General features: G+C 43.6%; 16 protein-coding genes. 14 read left to right on the top strand and 2 right to left on the bottom strand.

Annotation, left to right across the window (positions count from 1 at the left end; genetic code table 11):
• Window positions 1–216 precede the first annotated feature (216 nt).
• The 8 genes from RAH45_RS04310 (at window position 217) to RAH45_RS04275 (ending at window position 10,069) form a co-directional block, all read left to right on the top strand.
• Window positions 217–1,092 (top strand): 7-cyano-7-deazaguanine synthase, encoded by an 876-nt coding sequence (locus RAH45_RS04310; protein WP_306495575.1) that lies wholly within the window; start codon window positions 217–219, stop codon window positions 1,090–1,092.
• 341 nt (window positions 1,093–1,433) lie between these two features.
• A complete protein-coding gene (locus RAH45_RS04305) occupies window positions 1,434–1,763 on the top strand; it encodes a hypothetical protein (RefSeq protein ID WP_144297135.1) in 330 nt (109 codons plus the stop codon).
• 171 nt (window positions 1,764–1,934) lie between these two features.
• Window positions 1,935–2,432: a peroxiredoxin gene (locus RAH45_RS04300; protein WP_198327913.1), complete on the top strand. Its 498-nt coding sequence runs from the start codon at window positions 1,935–1,937 to the stop codon at window positions 2,430–2,432.
• 71 nt (window positions 2,433–2,503) lie between these two features.
• Window positions 2,504–4,000, top strand: a complete 1,497-nt coding sequence (locus RAH45_RS04295) for a dihydrolipoyl dehydrogenase (protein ID WP_306495574.1) — start codon at window positions 2,504–2,506, stop codon at window positions 3,998–4,000.
• 224 nt (window positions 4,001–4,224) lie between these two features.
• Entirely contained in the window at window positions 4,225–5,412 is a 1,188-nt protein-coding gene (locus RAH45_RS04290; RefSeq protein WP_226928854.1) for a mechanosensitive ion channel family protein, read from the top strand.
• 204 nt (window positions 5,413–5,616) lie between these two features.
• A complete protein-coding gene (gene rlmKL, locus RAH45_RS04285; RefSeq protein WP_198327911.1) occupies window positions 5,617–7,914 on the top strand; it encodes a bifunctional 23S rRNA (guanine(2069)-N(7))-methyltransferase RlmK/23S rRNA (guanine(2445)-N(2))-methyltransferase RlmL in 2,298 nt (765 codons plus the stop codon).
• 238 nt (window positions 7,915–8,152) lie between these two features.
• Window positions 8,153–8,728, top strand: a complete 576-nt coding sequence (locus RAH45_RS04280; RefSeq protein ID WP_068408067.1) for a TerD family protein — start codon at window positions 8,153–8,155, stop codon at window positions 8,726–8,728.
• 279 nt (window positions 8,729–9,007) lie between these two features.
• The gene (locus RAH45_RS04275; RefSeq protein WP_306495573.1) at window positions 9,008–10,069 is read left to right on the top strand and encodes a DUF475 domain-containing protein; all 1,062 of its coding nucleotides are present in this window, start codon (window positions 9,008–9,010) and stop codon (window positions 10,067–10,069) included.
• Window positions 10,070–10,215: 146 nt separating this feature from the next.
• On the opposite strand, the gene RAH45_RS04270 is transcribed toward RAH45_RS04275, so the two are convergent.
• A complete protein-coding gene (locus RAH45_RS04270) occupies window positions 10,216–10,875 on the bottom strand; it encodes a 7-cyano-7-deazaguanine/7-aminomethyl-7-deazaguanine transporter (protein WP_306495572.1) in 660 nt (219 codons plus the stop codon).
• A 326-nt stretch (window positions 10,876–11,201) separates the two neighbouring features.
• Here RAH45_RS04270 and RAH45_RS04265 point away from each other — a divergent pair, with 326 nt between their 5' ends.
• The 3 genes from RAH45_RS04265 to RAH45_RS04255 all read left to right on the top strand — a co-directional run bounded on the left by RAH45_RS04265 (window position 11,202) and on the right by RAH45_RS04255 (window position 13,461).
• Window positions 11,202–11,777, top strand: coding sequence for a TerD family protein (locus RAH45_RS04265; protein ID WP_068408073.1), 576 nt, complete (start codon window positions 11,202–11,204; stop codon window positions 11,775–11,777).
• 184 nt (window positions 11,778–11,961) lie between these two features.
• Window positions 11,962–12,714, top strand: a complete 753-nt coding sequence (locus RAH45_RS04260; protein ID WP_198327908.1) for a TIGR00266 family protein — start codon at window positions 11,962–11,964, stop codon at window positions 12,712–12,714.
• 138 nt (window positions 12,715–12,852) lie between these two features.
• A complete protein-coding gene (locus tag RAH45_RS04255; RefSeq protein ID WP_144297141.1) occupies window positions 12,853–13,461 on the top strand; it encodes a TerD family protein in 609 nt (202 codons plus the stop codon).
• A 108-nt stretch (window positions 13,462–13,569) separates the two neighbouring features.
• Here RAH45_RS04255 and RAH45_RS04250 read toward each other — a convergent pair whose 3' ends face one another.
• Window positions 13,570–14,823, bottom strand: a complete 1,254-nt coding sequence (locus RAH45_RS04250) for a TerD family protein (RefSeq protein WP_306495571.1) — start codon at window positions 14,821–14,823, stop codon at window positions 13,570–13,572.
• Window positions 14,824–15,123: 300 nt separating this feature from the next.
• Here RAH45_RS04250 and RAH45_RS04245 point away from each other — a divergent pair, with 300 nt between their 5' ends.
• The 3 genes from RAH45_RS04245 (at window position 15,124) to RAH45_RS04235 (ending at window position 18,528) form a co-directional block, all read left to right on the top strand.
• Window positions 15,124–16,284 carry an ATP-grasp domain-containing protein gene (locus tag RAH45_RS04245; protein WP_198327906.1) on the top strand — a complete coding sequence of 387 codons (1,161 nt, stop codon included), beginning with the start codon at window positions 15,124–15,126 and terminating at the stop codon, window positions 16,282–16,284.
• Between the two features lie 43 nt (window positions 16,285–16,327).
• Window positions 16,328–17,608: a phosphoribosyltransferase domain-containing protein gene (locus tag RAH45_RS04240; RefSeq protein ID WP_306495570.1), complete on the top strand. Its 1,281-nt coding sequence runs from the start codon at window positions 16,328–16,330 to the stop codon at window positions 17,606–17,608.
• Between the two features lie 101 nt (window positions 17,609–17,709).
• Complete coding sequence (locus RAH45_RS04235) at window positions 17,710–18,528, top strand: HAD hydrolase family protein (RefSeq protein ID WP_198327904.1); 819 nt, start codon at window positions 17,710–17,712, stop codon at window positions 18,526–18,528.
• The last annotated feature ends 76 nt before the right edge of the window (window positions 18,529–18,604 follow it).

The following is an 18,604-nucleotide window of genomic DNA, read 5'->3' as shown; positions in this document are numbered from 1 at the left end:
TTAACAGGCTGGCTCTAAAAGCAGCGATTATAACAAATTTTGCTAACAGATTGAAAAGTCGCACAAAATTAGTGGCTTTTTGAGCCTATTTTTATCGCCACTTAAGGGCAATTAAACATATCTTCAAAGTTATGCAATAATGTCACCTTAGTTAAAATAGCCATTTCTCAAAAACTCAAGTTTTTCAAATTTCTTAAACCAACAATAGACAATACTATGACTCAAATAACTGCGCAGACCTCCTCTCCCAGTCCCAAAGACAATGCTGATTTAGAAACACTACATAAAAGCCAAAATGCCGTGGTGCTGCTATCAGGCGGGCTTGATTCCGTGACGTGTTTGTATTGGGCAAAGGCGCGCTATGCGTCTGTGACGGCGGTCAGTTTTAACTATGGTCAACGCCACAATAGCGAGCTTGTCGCTGCCAAAACCATTGCAAAGACTGCCAATGTTAACCATCGCATTATTGATATCGATATCGCCCAGCTTGGTGGCTCATCACTCACCGACCACAGCATGACTGTCCCTGATGGCGATACTAATAAATTCCCGAGTAACGATAGCGATGGCAGTGATGTCAATAATATCGATAACGTTGATAACGTTGATAACGTCGATAACGTCGATAACGTCGATAACGTCGATAACGTCGATAACGTCGATAATAATGCCATTCCAAATACCTATGTGCCGGCGCGTAATACCATATTTTTATCTTATGCTTTGGCAGTCGCTGAAGTCACTGATGCTAATCATATCGTCATTGGTGTCAGTTCGGTCGACTATTCAGGCTACCCTGATTGTCGTCCAGAATATATCGCCGCCTTCGAACACATGGCAAATCTCGCCACCAAAGCTGGCGTTACTGGTCACCATTTATCGATTCAAACGCCGTTGCAGCATTTATCCAAAGCCAAAACCATTGAGCTCGGTTTAACGCTCGGGGTCGATTATGGACAGACGATCTCTTGTTATCAGGCAGATGCCAATGGTCTTGCTTGCGGTATTTGCGACAGCTGCGTCCTACGTCGCCAAGGATTTGCCCAAGCTGGGGTTTCTGATCCGACGCGTTACCAGTCTAATGAGTCTTAATAAACCTTTGGAAATATTCTCTTAAGTATTTGAAAATGGCGCTATTATTGTCTTGGCGCGGCCGCTTATTAAACATTTGCGCAACATTTGCTTGCATTAACACAGCACGCTAGCGTTGTATTTTAGACGATTTACTTGCTATGGTATGGGCGACTATGTCAGTCACAAGCGACATGTACTGCTGGTTTACTAAAATATAATGAGTGACATAGATAAAAAAGCTTTTATAGTTACCTATACTTTTATCATCACTTATATAAGCCATAAAACCTGTGACCACATAACACTACCAAGATTTTATATAAAATCTGAGAAATTGACACGACCCGTAGAGGATGTTTATGAAGTTTTTGCCCGTTTTACCCCTAGCTCTTGCTGCGCTGTTTGCCTTACCACAAGCAAACGCAGCCGACATCAAACAAGACAATATCAATACCTGTGTCAAAGGCGCGGTCAAATATAAAGTCGCTAATAAAAGCGATGCCACCAAGCTTTGTAACTGCACCATCGGTGTCCGTAGCAATATGACCATCGGTCAAATGTGGGAAATCGAAAGCTATGCAAAAAGTAAAAAAGACCCATCAGGTCTCCCTTACGTGAAAAAAATGCAAAAAGACTTGCAACAATGCACCGTGGGCTTGGACCTAAAACAGCCACAAAAACCTGCCTAAGCGGCTTAAGAAAATATTTGCTAAAAAATACAAAAGACTGGCCATTGCCAGTCTTTTTTGTTGCGAATGAATAAGTGAAGTGTAAAACGGAGTATTTATTTCTGCCAATCTGCCTATAATAAGACCATCTACTATAATATACGTATAACCGAAACTAATAAGGATTTTATAATGGCTAAGCCCACTACAGAGAACCTTGCCCTGCCCGATTTTCCGGTCACTATCGTGCGTGAGCTAGACGGCAATTTTATTCATGACGATATCAGCCTAAAAGAGCTGGTTGCCCATACCGATAAAGGGCTTATCTTATATTTTTATCCAAAAGACAACACCCCAGGCTGTACCACCCAAGCGACAGAATTTACTACTCATATCAATGCATTTGATGAGTTGGGCTACGATATCATCGGTGTGTCGCGCGATAGCGTTGAGTCTCACGAAAAATTCATCGCTAAGTACAATTTGCATATTCCTCTGATTAGCGACAGTGATGAGAAATTGTGCCAGTATTTTGATGTAATTAAAGAAAAAAATATGTATGGCAAAGTCAGCTTAGGTCTTGTACGCTCAGCCTTTGTCTTTGATAAAGATGGCACGCTCACCCATGCACAGCGCAATTTACGCGCAGCCGGCTACACCGAACGCTTACTTGCCACGCTCGCCCCATAATATTTTTATGATTGTTTGGCAATTTTATTTATCTCTATCGACTACGATAAAACCTTTTTTTTGTGAGTAATATGAATCAACAGACTGACAGCACCACCGATAATAACACTGATAAAAAAGCGATGCGCAAGGTAACGGTGGCGGTCATCGGCGCCGGTACCGCCGGTCAAAATGCCTTTCGCCAAGCCAGAAAACTAAAAGACGACGTCCTCATTATTAATGACGGCTCTTGGTCAACGACTTGTATTGCCGTCGGCTGTATGCCGAGTAAACTTCTCATCGCTGCTGCCGATCGCGCCTATGACACCAACCATTCTGGCGAGTTTGGTATTCATGCTACTGCTCAAATAGATGGCAAACAAGTGATGGAGCGGGTTCGCGCCGAACGCAATCATTTTGCCAGTTACGTGCAAAAGCAAGTAGAAAGCTGGCCTGCTGAGACAAAAATAGCGGGTCGCGCTTACATCAACCAACAAGGTCTCATTGAGGTCAATGATGAACTTATCGAAGCCGATAAAATTATCGTGGCGACTGGTAGTAAGCCGTTTATCCCTGATAACTGGGCGGATAAACTTGGCAAAACATTATTGACTTCCGATACCGTCTTTGAGCTAACTGATTTACCAAAGTCTCTCGCCGTCATCGGCGCAGGGGCTATCGGCTTGGAGCTCGCCCAAGCCTTTACACGTTTGGGCGTCGAGGTGACACTTTTTAATCGCGACAAACGCGTCGCCGGTTTAAAAGATGAAGATATCAATAATAAAGCCATTGATTGCTTAAGTCGTGAGATGACCATGCATTTGGGTAGCAAGATTAACGACGTCGGTCAGCAAGCAGCAGATAACGAAGGCTCAGCGGCTTTTATCGATTACGAAGACAGCGCTGGTGAGACGCGCCAGTGGCAGGGCGATTATGTATTGGTCGCTACGGGCCGACGCAATAATATCGCGGCTCTAGGCGTTGAAAACTTGGGCGTTGGGCTTGATGACAAAAATTGTCCAAAGCAGCTCGATAAAAAAACGGGTAAAATTGGCAATTTAGAAGTTTATATTGTCGGTGATGCTAATGCCAATCTGCCTTTATTACACGTTGCCAGCGATGAAGGTTTTAGTGCGGGTAGTATGGTCTGTAACAACAATAGCGATGCTTATATCCGCCCAACTGCTGCGCCATTTTCTATCGTCTTTTGCTCGCCACAAATCGTCAATGTCGGCATGTCGCTACCTGAGATACAAGCAGATCCAGAGCTTGAATATGTGATTGGAAAAGTCAGCTTTGACAATCAAGGTCGTAGCCGCGTGATGGGTGTCAATTGTGGTCTACTGCATATTTATGGTTGCAAAAAGACAGATAGAATCTTGGGCGCAAGCATGGTTGCCCCTGATGCTGAATATATCGGTCATATATTGGCGATGGCTATTACCAATGATATGAGTATAAAGGACATGCTCGATACGCCTTTTTATCATCCGACGATACTAGAAGGTCTGCGTACGGCGTTACGTGATGTGCAGCGTATGATGAAAATTCCTTATCAGTATCACGATACTCAAGAAGGGACTTTTTAATCGACTGATAAAACCATTTTTATTAAAATTAACGTTAATATGGTTTAAGCTATTACGCGCAGCTAAGCTCAGATCGAAAATGAGCTGCGCGGTTTACGCTGATTGTTCCTTAAAAATTTAGCGTTAAAACTTTATTATTAGATGATTTTATAGCTGAATTATCTTAGTATAAGCTCTTTTTACGATTCATTTGATGTAGACCCAAACTTTGCATGGATAAAACAATGGCAATCGCTGGTATTACTGACTTCTTTCAAGAGATTGTTCGCGACCTACATACCAGCCTATATATTGCTATCGGCGGCTCCATCGAAGAAGACTCACTCGACTGGACTTCTAAATCAGTAGAACTGGTGAGCACGGCCATCAAAATCCTAATACTGCTGGCGGTATTGGGATTTTTTTATTGGCTTGCCATCTATCTTATCAAGAAAAGCAAAAGCCGCATTGGGCTCAATGAACGCCGCTCTAAAATCGCCCGCTCGGTATTACGCTATATTTGGATAGTCAGCAGTTTAATCGCTATTATGAGTCAGCTAAGCTTTGAACCAGATACGGTCAAAGCCACGGCTAAAGCCAGTACGTGGGCGGGAATTTACTATGTGTTATGGGCGTCATCTGGACAAATTATACATAAGGTTTTACAGCATTATGGTCTAAACGCCTCTATTGAGCAGCTGCTTAAAAATATTTTATCAGTGCTATTACTAGTCTTCGGGCTTGCCAGCGTTATGGCACAATTTGGCTTTGATATCGTGTCTTTGGTAGCAGGTCTGGGGATTGCCGGTATTGCCGTGGGTTTTGCCGCCCAATCGACGCTTGCTAACTTTATCGCCGGCATTACCATTTTACTTGAGCAGTCCTTTCAAGTCGGTGACTGGGTCAATATCAATGACAATGAAGGGCGGGTTGTGGTCATCGCGTTACGCACGACCCATATTTTAACCCGTGATAACATCACCGTCATCATCCCCAACTCCAATGTCGCCTCATCAGTAGTCACCAATTTAACTTCAAAAAACTTTATCCGTTTTGATATCCGTATGCGCATTGCTTTTGAAGATGATGTCGACAAGGCGCGCGAGGTTATTTTACAAGTATTGTCTGATAGTGAAGTAGTGCTAAAACGCCCTGAAACCTCAGCGACGGTAGACGAGATTGGCGAATATGGGGTATTTTTTGTCATCCGTTTTTGGGTCAAGCCTGCCGCCGTTGCGCGTATGCCAAAAATTAAAGAAGCCTTGACGGAAAATATCAAACGGGCGTTCGATGAGGCAAATATCTCAACCCCCTACCCGCATATGCGCCTGCTAATGCCAAAAAACGTTGATTCTCCTATCGACACCAAACCCTTTGCAACCACGACCAAACTGATTACTGAAGACAACTCATTAAAAAAAGATGCTGAATAACGGCTCGATAATCTCAAAACCCAGTAAGTCATCATTTTTTCAACGTAGCTTTTAAACACTGCACCATAAACACTGCCACTTTAAACTATCAACTTCGTAATTATGGTAAAATTGCCAGTTAAACCTCATAATTTTAAGCCTTAAGATTTTAAACATCAGGGTTTTGAGGTGCATTATTTATCAATTTAGCCCACAGGTAACCGTATGACCGAAACTACCACGCCCAACTCCTTATCAACCGCTGCAGCCGAGTTGTCGCTTGACCTTATTATTACTTGTGCCGATGGGCTTGAAGCACCGCTACAAATTGAGCTAAGCAGCTTTGGCATTGCAAGTGAGATGAAAAGTACAGGACGCTTAGCGGTCACTGGTAGCTTGCGCGACCTTTATACCATTTGTTTATGGTCACGGGTAGCGTCGCGGGTCTTGATGCTGATTAAACGTAAAAATATCAATACCGAATACGATGTGGCAGAACAGCTGTATGGCTTGGCAAAATCGGTCAATTGGACCGAGCAATTTAGCTTAGAGCAGACGTTTGCCATTCGTCTGTCTGTCGATAAGCGCGTTGCCGTCAGTCAACAATTCGCCATGCTGCGTATCAAAGATGCGATTGCCGATACTTTTAATGAAGTGTATGACAGCCGTCCTAATGTCGATAGTAAAAATCCCGATTTCTCAGTATTTGCGACAGTCAATGACAAGCAAGCTGAGCTATATTTAGATTTATCAGGCACCAGTTTGCACCGCCGTGGCTACCGTGTGGCTATGACTGAAGCACCGCTAAAAGAAAACTTAGCGGCGGCGCTACTTTATAGCGCAGGTTGGCATAAAAAGAATGATGCCGGTAATGCACCTTTTTATAACGCCCTAATCGACCCGATGTGCGGTTCAGGTACCTTTATCATTGAAGCGCTACTCATGCACTGCGATTATGCTGTCGGTATCGATAAAGCGGCCAATCAATTTGGCTTTTATCAATGGCAACATCATGATGAAGCGCTATGGCAACAAATGATTGACGATGCGCAAACGCGTTTTCGTGAAGCTTTAGAGATTATCAACGAACAACCTGATACCTTGCCGCTCATTCTGGGCTTCGATGCCGATAGTGGGGCAATTCTCGCGACAGAAAAGAACTTGATTGCCGCAGGTTTGCAGGATTTATTGCCGCTACTTGACCTTGAAACCCGCGCCCTTAATCAGCTCAGCCACGTTTTAAAGCCATTAGCCGATGATGGCCGCTTAAGCAATCCTCTGGTCATTACCAACCCACCTTACGGTGAGCGCTTGGGCGATGAAGAGATGATTAAGCCATTATATCAAGCGCTTGGGCTTATCTTACAAGACAGCTTTGCGGGTAGTGGCGTCAATCCGATGCTTGGTATCTTGGCAGCCAATGTCGAACAGGTTGATATCTTGCCCATTAAAGAGCCAAAAACTTTGCGCTGCCATAATGGGGCAATCACGGTTTATTTCCGCTACGGTACCTTAATTGCTGGGCAAACAGGTAGCCTTATTAGTCGCTTTGAGAAGCGCGAGATTGCCGTGGAAGAAGGCCAAGACTTTATTAACCGTTTGCAAAAAAATCTGGGCAAACTTAAAAGACTCGCTAGCAAAGACACTGTCAGCAATATTCGCGTCTACGATGCTGACTTGCCTGACTTTAAAGTGGCGATTGATTTGTATGGCGATTATGTGCACGTGCAAGAATACGCGCCACCAAAAACCATTCCGGTAGAGACCGCGAAAAAACGTTTTAATTTGGCCTTGATGGGCATTCGCGAAGTGCTCAATATTAACCGCGAACAAGTTTTTATCAAAACTCGGGCACGCCAATCGGGCAATGACCAATATAGCAAGCAAGGCAGTAGCGAAAAACGCGGTAAATTTTATGTTGCGCGCGAAAATGGCGCCTATCTGTACGTCAACTTTACCGATTACCTCGATACAGGCTTGTTTATTGACCACCGCAATATGCGCGCCCGTATCAAAGACAACAGCCGCGGCAAATCGGTGCTGAACTTATTTGCTTATACTTGCACGGCGAGCGTCCACGCAGCACTGGCTGGCGCGAAAAAAGTCACCAGCGTTGACTTGTCGCAAAACTATCTTGATTGGGGCAAGCAAAACTTTGCTTTAAATGGTTTAAATGTCAGCAGCAATAAATATCAATTTGTCGCCGCTGATATTTTTGAGTGGATTAAGGGTAATACGGAACAATTTGATATTATCTTTATCGACCCACCAACTTTTTCAAATTCAAAAAAGTTCCAAGGTACTTTTGATGTCCAGCGTGACCATGCTGCTCTTATCAACCGCGCGATGAACCGCTTAACCTCTGACGGTGTGTTATATTTCTCAAACAATTTCACCCGCTTTGAGCTCGATGAGCAGTTAACCGAACGCTACGACATTATCGATATCACGCCACAAACGATAGGCTTTGATTTTAATATCAAAAAGCCGATTCATCAAAGTTTTGAGATTCGCCATCGTTAGAGCTGCTTGGTTAAATATAAAAGCAGCATTTAAGCCCAGTCTTTTCCAGTCAGTCTTAGCGTACACATAACTATGACCCAATCAGCTTTGATTGGGTCATTTTTTGTTGCTATGATAGAACGTTACTAGCAACCGTTAAGCGACAGATTTTTAACCGCTTTAATCCCACTTTTGCTAGCGTTTTGATTTATATACAAAATATCAAACCCTTAATCACTCTAATAACAAGGATAATCTCATGGCTTTATCATTAAATAAAGGCGGTAATTTATCGCTCACCAAAACTGACCCAAATTTAACCAAGCTACTTATCGGTCTTGGTTGGGATGAGCGCGCAACCTCTGGCGCTGAGTTCGACCTTGATGCCAGCGTGTTTTTGCTAAATACCGCTGGTAAAGTACGCGGCGATCATGACTTTATTTTTTACAACCAGCTAAAATCTGACAATGGCGCAATCGAACATACCGGCGATAACCGCACGGGCGAAGGCGACGGCGATGATGAAGTCGTCAAAGTAAACCTGACCCAAGTGCCTGCTGATGTCGATAAAATCGTCGTTACGGTCACGATTCATGATGCTGCTGCTCGTAGCCAAAACTTTGGTCAAGTCGCCAATGCTTTTATCCGTGTGGTCAATGAAGAAACAGGCACAGAAGTGGTACGTTTTGACTTAGCAGAAGATTACTCTGTTGAAACGGCAATGGTGTTTGGCGAAGTTTATCGTCATAACGGTGAGTGGAAATTCCGCGCCGTTGGTCAAGGCTATTCAGGCGGCTTACAAGCCATGTGTCATCAGTATGGCGTCAATATCTAACTCGATATTAACCTCTGCCAACAACTTAGCCCATACTAAAAACAATGCCTAGACATAAACACCGCCGAAACTTAGAGCAATATGGCAGCGCTATCCCTTGCCATTCTGCCAGTAAAATATGGTTGCAAAATAGTCACAATTATTCCTAGCTAAAAGACTGGTAATGCTTTAAGTTTCGTTTAAAATTAGGCAAAAAAGTGGTTAGCAATAACCACTTTTTTTGTGGTTTGTGTTTATAATAGACCGACTTTAGCTTTATGCAACCAGACAGGATATGTCATGAGACATTTTTATTTAGACTTTATCTTCACCATTATTGCCCTAGCAGTCGCGGCATGGTGGGGATATTCACACGGCGGTATAGGCGGTATGATAACCACCTTATCTATTACCGCTATTTTGGCCGTCATGGAAATCTCATTATCATTCGATAATGCGGTGGTCAACGCCTCAGTCCTCAAAGGCTGGGACGAGTTTTGGAAAAAGATATTTTTAACCGTTGGTATTTTAGTTGCTGTCTTTGGGATGCGCTTGGTATTCCCAATCGTTATCGTAGCAGTGACGGCTGACCTTGGGGTTATGCAAGTGGTCGATTTGGCCTTAAACGATCCTAAAGAATACTCAGCCAGACTATTGGCGCACCATGCTGAAATCTCAGCCTTTGGTGGTATCTTCTTATTACTCGTGTTCTTAAACTTTATCTTTGATGATAAAGAAGTACATTGGTTTGATTGGCTTGAGAGCCGCTTGGTCAAACTGGGTAAAGTCGATGCCATGAGCGTGTTTGTCGCCCTTATCGTGTTGATGATTGCGGTATCATTTGCCAACCCTGAGCAGTCAGCCGCGGTCCTAATCGCTGGCGTTTGGGGTATCTTGGTATACCTTGGCGTACAAGTGGTCTCGGGTATGCTTGAAGGTGACCTCGAAGAAGATTTAGAAAACAAAGAAAATGGCTCGGGCGCAGCAGCGACCAGTGCGATTATGAAAGGCGGTATTATCGGCTTCTTATACCTAGAAGTCCTCGATGCCTCATTCAGTTTCGATGGCGTGATTGGCGCCTTTGCGATTACCAATGACGTTATCGTGATTATGCTTGGTCTGGCAATCGGTGCGATGTTCGTGCGTTCGATGACTATTTTCTTAGTCGATAAAGGCACGCTTGATGAGTTTGTCTATCTTGAACACGGCGCGCATTATGCCATCGGCGCTTTAGCCATTATCATGCTATTGTCGGTGAAATTCCATGTGCCAGAGATTATCACTGGTCTGATTGGTATTGCCTTTATTGGTTGGGCGTTGGTCGCGTCACTCAATTATCGTAAACGCCAAGCGCTTGAATAACGCAATAATTGTCGACGTAATACTTAGACTTATTCAGATTGTTAAATCACAGGTCATCATCATTATTGGTTATGACCTGTTTTTTTATAGGAGCTATGAAGAATAGAATTGCGAGCAGGGATTAGCTTAGGCTATTAATTTTCGCTCTACTTATCAGCGAGCATCTTTTGCAATTTTGCCAATATCACGCCATATAAAGGTAAAAAGATAAGCACACCCATGACTATCTTAAACAGATAATCCATCGCGCCAATCTCAACCCAGTGCGTTGCCATAAAAGCATCTGGACTTTTATAAAAAGCGATGGCAAAAAAGCAGAAGCTATCGACCAGATTACCAATAAACGTCGATGCTAGAGGCGCAATCCACCACGTTTTAAGCTGACGTAACTTATTAAAAACTTTAATATCTAACAGCTGTCCAATGACGTAAGCACTAAAGCTGGCGAGGACAATGCGAAAGACAAATAAATTAAAATCGAGCAGATGTTCATGACCGACGAACTGTCCATCAGCAAATACGACCGAAAAATAGTAAGAAATGGCGAGCGCTGGCAGCATGGCAAAGAAAATAATGCGTCTAGCGAGATGTTGACCAAAGATACGTACGGTCAAATCTGTAATCAAAAATATAAAAGGAAAAGTGACCGCCCCCCATGTCGTAATAAAGCCAAATAGCCCGACCGGTATTTGCACTAAATAATTACTAATGGCGATGATAAAGATATGCAGGCTGACAAGCCAGAACAACGCACGGCTATAACGAATGGATGAAGCGGGATTGGTCGAAATGATACAGGTATTCATAAAGGAGGCCTTTTTTTGAGTCAGGGTGGAGGGAACCTGAGCGCGCTATTATAAATGATAATAAGATAAATAGCTAAAATAGGTCAGACATGCTCGTAACATCCTCTTATATAAGCAAAAATATAACTGTCAGATAGGCACACAAAATACACCTTGCTTAGTAAGCAAACGCTTAGTATAGTAAAACGTAATGATAGGCAGGTTATGGCGTACAGGTCGATTTACTGACCTTTTGCGCTGAAATACTTACGCGTAAATAGCATGACTGCCCTATTTTTATTTTATAAAATCAAATCCACTTAATTATTAATCCAAAGGATATTTATATGGCTATTAGCTTAACAAAAGGCGGCAACGTAAACTTATCAAAAGAAGCCCCAGGCTTAACCAACATTACCGTTGGTCTTGGCTGGGATCCACGCGCTACTGATGGTCAAGAATTTGACTTAGACGCCATTGCCTTTTTAGTAAACGAAGCAGGCAAAGTGCGTAATGACCAAGATTTTATTTTCTTTAACAATCTAAAGTCGGACAATGGCGCGGTTGAGCACACAGGTGACAACCGTACGGGCGAAGGCGACGGTGATGATGAAAAAATCAAAATCAATCTTGCTAGTATTCCAGCAGATGTGAGTAAAGTCGCTATCTGCGCCATCATTTATGAAGGTCAAGCGCGTAACCAAAACTTTGGCCAAGTTGGCGACGCTTATATCCGTGTAGTCAATGATAATGGTCAAGCCGAAATCGCCCGTTATGACCTATCAGAAGATGGTAGCACTGAGACAGCGATGATTTTTGGTGAGTTATACCGTCATAACGGCGACTGGAAATTCCGCGCTGTTGGTCAAGGCTTTAGTGGTGGTCTAGGCCCATTAGCCTCTTCTTATGGCGTCAACGTTTAACGCTCTATAAGATATTTGTAAGACTACTATCGCAATCGACTATTTAATTGCGATAATCAATAAGCCATCAAGTGTGTCTATTCATAGCATTTGATGGCTTTAAATGTAATTGGTAGGCTTAAATTACAGATGCTCATTTTTTATAAAAAAACATTCAAGATATTAGAATAAGGATTTACACCCCATGGCAGCGACGTTTAGCTTAATCGGCACCATTGAACCTTTTTTGCATTGTAACTTAAAAAAAGGCGATTCGATTTATTGTGAAGCCAATGCCATGGTGATGATGGAGTCGAACCTTGAGCTTAAAGGTAAGCTACAGGGCGGTCTTATGCAATCACTGATGCGCCGCTTTGCCAACGATGAATCCTTATTTCAACAGCAGATTGAAGCGGTCAATGGTGAAGGTGATTGTCTGCTAGCCCCGACGCTTGATGGCGATATGCAAATCATCGATTGCGGTGCGCAGCAATACACCTTGAGCGATGGCGCGTTCGTTGCCGCACAAACGGGCATCGACATCAGAGCCAATATCCAGCGTAACCTCGGCGGTGCGGTCTTTGGTGATACCGGCGGCTTTATGGTGATGCAAACCCAAGGTAAAGGTCAAGTTGTCGTTTCTGGTTTTGGTTCGCTATTTGAGATTGATGTGACGCCTGATAAAGACGTCATCATTGATAATGGCCATGTGGTCTGTTGGGATTCAAACCTTGATTATAAGCTGTCAGTCTCGACCAGTAAGAAAAAAGGCATCATGAGCAATATTATCAATTCGGTCACCAGTGGTGAAGGCATGGTTTTAAACTTCTCAGGAACGGGCAAAGTTATCATCTGCTCACGTAATCGTGACAGCTATCAAGGCTGGTTACAAAGCATCTTAGGTACGAGCTCAGGCGGTCGCGGTGGCAGCGGTGGTTTTTTAGATAATATTTTATAATTGAAGTTGCATTCTATCATTAAAGTCATCGCCAAGATTGAAGCTCTAAAGCAGTGCAGAAATGAAGCACTAAAACAGCGTAGAAATTAAGCACTAAAAATTCATTAATCCCCTCACAATTATTATAAGGATTTTACCATGGCAGTTAGTTTACAAAAGGGTCAAAAAATCTCCCTCAGCAAAGAAGCTGGCGGTGAGCTTACGCAAGTAAAATTGGGTTTAGGCTGGGACGTCTTTCAAGGACCACAAGAGAAAAAAGGCGGCTTCTTAGGCAAGTTATTTGGCGGCGGTACGGGCGGCGACTCGATCGATTTAGACGCTTCATGCATTATGTTTGATGCCAATAAACAAGCGGTCGATGCGATTTGGTTCAGTCAGCTAAAATCAAAAGATGGCAGCATCGTCCATACTGGCGACAACCGCACAGGTGACGGCGACGGCGACGACGAAGTCATTAACGTTGATTTATCAAAAGTGCCAGCGAACGTAGTATCGTTAGTATTTACCGTTAATAGCTTTACTGGTCAGACCTTTGAAACGGTAGAAAACGCTTTTTGCCGTATCGTCAATGCCAATAACAATCAGGAAGTTGCCCGCTACAATTTATCAGCGCAAGGTGGACACACCGCAATGATTATGGCAAAAGTCTATCGTCATAATAACGAGTGGAAAATGCATGCCATTGGCGAAACTGCTTCTGGTCGTACTTTCCATGACTTGATGCCTGCTATCACGCCGCATGCGTAAATAGGTTAAGCAATCTTAATTAAGAGTTTTAGTAATCTATAAGCAATCAGCCCGTCTATATAAATAGACGGGCTGTTTTTTTAAATTATACTTTATTATCAAAAAGCCTTATTTACTACCACGCTTCCAGCTGAAGCCCCAATTAAAGGCTTTGTCCATTTCTTGATGACCTTTAAAGTATTGATTGATCCGCTCAACATTAATACTGCCATTTTGATTGACCAGACGCGCAATCGCACACATGGGCAAGTTACCTGTGCCTTCTGTCAAACGAGTTTCAATCGGCGGCTGATCTGGCACATGAATGGTCACAACGCCATCGGTTTGCGCCCAATTTGGTACGCCTTCGTAAATAAAAGCAAAGATAAAGACTTCTTCAATCTGCGACCACTGTTGCCCGTTGATATCGAGCCACTCACCGCCACTGACTTGTCCGGTTCTATCATCGGCACGGAGCAACACATAAGGCGCTGATTGTAAATTACCAAAGCGATTGCCCAAGGCCTGAATCAGCGTTTTTTCACCATTTTTCAGATGAATCATCGCTCCGACATCAAGGTCAATACCACTAGCTTTATGCTGTTTGAACAGATCACCAAGCAAGCCTTTTTTAGGCGCTCGTGTACTATTATCTGGACGTTGATTCCAGTTGAGGTTGACAGAGATTTTACCAAAATCATCGCGTTTCTTTAGATTGATGCTAGTTTGGTTCTTGGTTAAGGTGATTTTACTGAGATTGATTGACGGATTTTGAGCAGCGCTAGGAATTGGCGGCGGCGTAGTTGTTTGCGGCGCACTACCCGCTTTTTGCGTGTTGATTGGCTTCTGCGTATTGATTGGTTGAGCTTGAGCTGGCGCTTCATCAGCAATCTCTACACCGAAATGTTCAGATAAGGGCTTTAGACCACCTTCAAAACCTTGGGCGATAAAACGGAACTTCCAGCTACCTTGGCGACGGTAGCATTCTGCAAGGATAATGGCTTTTTCATTACGTCCAGCAGCACTTAACTGACAAGTCATCAGCACTTGGCTGCCTTGCAAGACTTGAACATCCACATCGCCGACTTGCGCCAGTGTTTGCGCACTAGAAAACGCAAGGGCTATCTTGTCGATACTCGCTGGCTGCGCAGGTAAATTAATATCAAAAAATCCATCGCTATCATGTCCACGGAAGCTTACACTGCCATCATCGCTACGCGTCTGCCCATAAAATATCATGTCGCCATCGCCGCGTACTTTACCGTCAGTCATCAGGCGATAAGCGGCGCAATCGATGGCGCTTTGGCTTAAAATACGGATGCTAATGTTATCGGTTGGCAGCGGCGCATTGGCACCAGCAATCAGTTGTTGAGGTTGACTCATCATTTATCCTTTAGGTTATTTATTATTTGTTGATATGGATGCTGTTGACTATCGCACTATAGTAGCATGTATAACAGCTGATTTTTACAGCGCACGCCCGTTCAACAAAGCGTTAACCAGCCGGCAAAAACATTTTTACAAATCCTTAATGCTATTTTGTTAGCAGCATTTATAACGCTTAGCATTTGTATATAATAGCCTCTATTTTAGGTAATATGATAACGCGCTGAACGACTGACCCTCTTCAAGACTCAATTCTAGTTGTTGCACTCTATAAATTTTAATAACGCTGAGAGAATTATGAAATCCCCTGCTAACCAAAGCCCTCACACAACGTCTACTACGCCATCTGCCGTTTGGTTAGCGGAAGGTCAGTCAAGCCAGCGTGATATGCTCGCCAGCCTACAAGCATTAAAAGCCCAATCTGAGACGCCATTTAACATTATTGCTTCACACCGTCATAATAGACCTGAGATTTTTGAATTTGCCGATAGCGTATATATTGAGCCGTCTGCAAGTGCCACAGATAGCGATGAGCAAGCAGAGCTTGAGTCTGCTGAGCCAGTAATGCCGCGTTGGCAGTTTGTCTTAGAGCAAGCCAAAAATAATAACGTTAAAGTGCTACTCACGGGGCGCAATGGCATTGATTATGAAGCGCAGCGGGAAGCATTTGACGCGGCGGGTATTCGTTTATTGACTGGCGCGACAAGTGTGGCGGCGTTAGAAGCGATAGATGATAAGTTTGCCTTTATGCAGCAGTGTCATGAGCATGATATTCCCGTCGCCGAAGCGTGGCGCTTTGATAATGTCGCAGAGCTTGAATCACTCCTTGCTAGGCACGGTCATCAGCCTTTATGCGTCAAACCGGTCACTGGTATTTTCGCTCAAGGGTTTTGGCGACTTGATACCGACAAGGAAGCTGACGCACGATACGATAGCTTTGAACATTTGTACTTTACCGAAGAGAAAAAAATCAATACCACGCAGTTTATCAATGCTTATGCCAACAGCCTAATGGTGCACGAGCGCCCAATTCCTATGTTGCTGATGCCTTATTTGTCAGGGCAAGAATACTCTATCGATGTCGTCTGTGAATACGGCGAAGTATTGGCAGCTGTTACCCGCTATAAAACGGGTAAAATCCAGCATATCGGCTACGAGCAAGCGGTCATGGATGTGGTTACTCCACTGATTAAAGCGTTTGGCTGTGATGGTATCGTCAGCGTACAAACCAAGGCCGACGATGACAGGCAGCACCGCGTACTTGAGATTAATAGTCGCCCCTCTGGGGGTATCGGTTACACCACCCATAGCGGGCTCGATTTAACCCAAGTTGGGTTTGGCTATTGGCTTGGTTTAACCGATAAACCGAAGCTTGTGGATATTGCACAGCAAATCATTCCCTGCCAAGTACGCTCAATTATGGTTAGCGTAAAGATTGAAGAAGATGCTACTGAGTAAGTAAAAATAACGATTAACAAATTGCAAGACCGAAGGAAAATAAATGCCAAATAAGCAACACAGTACGACCATCACCCTACCACGCGGCACTCTTGATTTAACTTATCAAACCAATTTTAGCGGTGACAGTAAAAACTACGAGCTAGAAGACTTGCTTGGATTTGCGCAGCGCATTAACCCTAAACGCGCATTTTTGTTTGTCTCAAAAGTCTTAGGTCGCCATATTCCAGTCACGCCTAGCACCATGCGTCATGCTTTTACTGATTTGGCAAACCTAGTACCAGATGATTTGCCTGAACCCATTTTGGTTATTGGTATGGCCGAAACTGCCGTTGGCTTATCTGCGGGCGTACATCAAGCGCTACAAACGCGTTACCCCAATGCGCTACTGTTAAATTCTACGCGTCATGCGCAACATGATGGCAATCATGACAAAAGCAGCCACTCTTTATTGACCACGTTTAGCGAAGACCACAGTCACGCCAGCCAGCATCTGATTTATCAAAGTGCAGATAAAGTAACGCAAGCGCAGCTACTAGCGAGCAAAACCTTGATTATGGTTGATGATGAAGCGTCAACGGGCAATACTTGCGTCAATGTCGTCACCGCCCTTCGTAACGCAGGACTGACCGAATTAGAACAAGTGCATCTAACGACATTGGTAGATTGGTCCTTAAGTCAGAACCAATCTGATTCTGCCGAAGACACGATTGCCATTCGATTGCCAAATATTGACTTTCATCGTCATCACTTGTTATCTGGTGCATGGCAATGGACCGATGCGCCCAATCCTGAGCCGATTACCATGCCGTCTGTCGATACCACTGAGGCTGGCAACCATACGCTAGGTGAAACTGGCAATTGGGGACGCTTTCCAACGCTAGATAGTACCGATGGTTTTGATAATTACCTTTTGCAGTTTCAAACTGCTTTTAACGTTTTTAATCAGCAAGCCCAATTTGAGAAAGAACAGCTTGAGAAACGACAACTTGATAAAAAGCAGTTGCCCAAGCGGATTTTAGTATTGGGCAGTAATGAGTTTGTTTGGTTGCCGTTTTTATTAGCGGAATGGCTTGAGACACAAGCTCAAAACGCTACGGTTAAGTTTAGCGCCTTAACCCGCTCACCGATTGCCCTTGGTGGCGCGATTACCACGATGCTCAGTTTTAGCGATAACTATGGGCTTGGTATGACGAACTTTGCTTATAATGTTGAGCCTAGCGATTGGGACTTGATTGTCTTGTGCGTGGAAACATCGGCGGATAGCGTCGATGATATATGGAAAGATTTGGATAATGTGCTGGTGGTGAGTCCGACACTTTAAGCTATTTTATAAAAGCTAGCTTACAAAGGCTGTCCTATTAAAACTATCCTTTAAACCCTACTTTACTTTTCACATTTACGCACGCTTTTATGGCAAATACTATGACTAGCCCATTTTTTCAAGCCAATCCCGATATTATCAAACCCTACGCGCTGATGGATTTGGACGATACACTTTTTCAAACCCAACGTAAAATCGATGCGTGGGATTTACCTACTGCTGAAGCCAAAAACTTAGTTTGCGCGACTATTAACAAGCAAGGCAAGCCACTAAGCTTTATGAGTCAGCGTCAAGCCGCATTCTTTAATTGGCTGCTTACTAGTACTGAGCTGATAGTGGTCACTGCACGCGATCGCAGTGAAATTAAACGCGTTAAGCTGCCTTTTGACAGTTGGCAAGTCTTAACCCACGGTGCGATTATTCTTGCTAGAGACGGCACGCTACAAGCTCAGTGGCAACAGCGTATGCATAGTCAGCTTGCACCACTACAGGATAAATTGCAGCAGCTTAGCCAATTATTTGCCAATCACAGTAAAAATGACAATAGCCAGCTGTTATTTACACCACATATCGATCACTTTAATAATGGTTCTGCTAATGAAAAATTGACTATTTACCTGGCTATTAAGCATGCGCAAAAGGACCATCAAGCGTTAGTAGAGCTCGCTAAAAAGTTGCCAACGTTAATACGTGACTTTGAGCAAGATTTTTATGTGCATGTGAATGCGAATAATCTGGCGATATTGCCGCACGCGGTTCATAAACGTCATGCGGTACAGTTTTTATTAGTCCAGCATTTAGACCATCAGCGTCCAAGTTTTGGTTTTGGTGATAGCTTGGCCGATTTGCCATTTTTGCAACTACTTGACTGGTATGGCATGCCCAATCATGGTCAGCTACATGCGCGCTTTAGCTCGTAATAGTTTTTAAATAATAACAATAGTAGTAGTAGTAGAACTCATTTTTTTAAGTAGAAACCATCTTATGACCCATCCT

It is taken from the genome of Psychrobacter sp. van23A, from assembly GCF_030845275.1.
GTDB classification, from domain to species: Bacteria; Pseudomonadota; Gammaproteobacteria; order Pseudomonadales; family Moraxellaceae; genus Psychrobacter; species Psychrobacter faecalis.
Note: the sequence above shows the minus strand (reverse complement) of the source record. Positions and strands in the feature narration are given on the sequence as shown.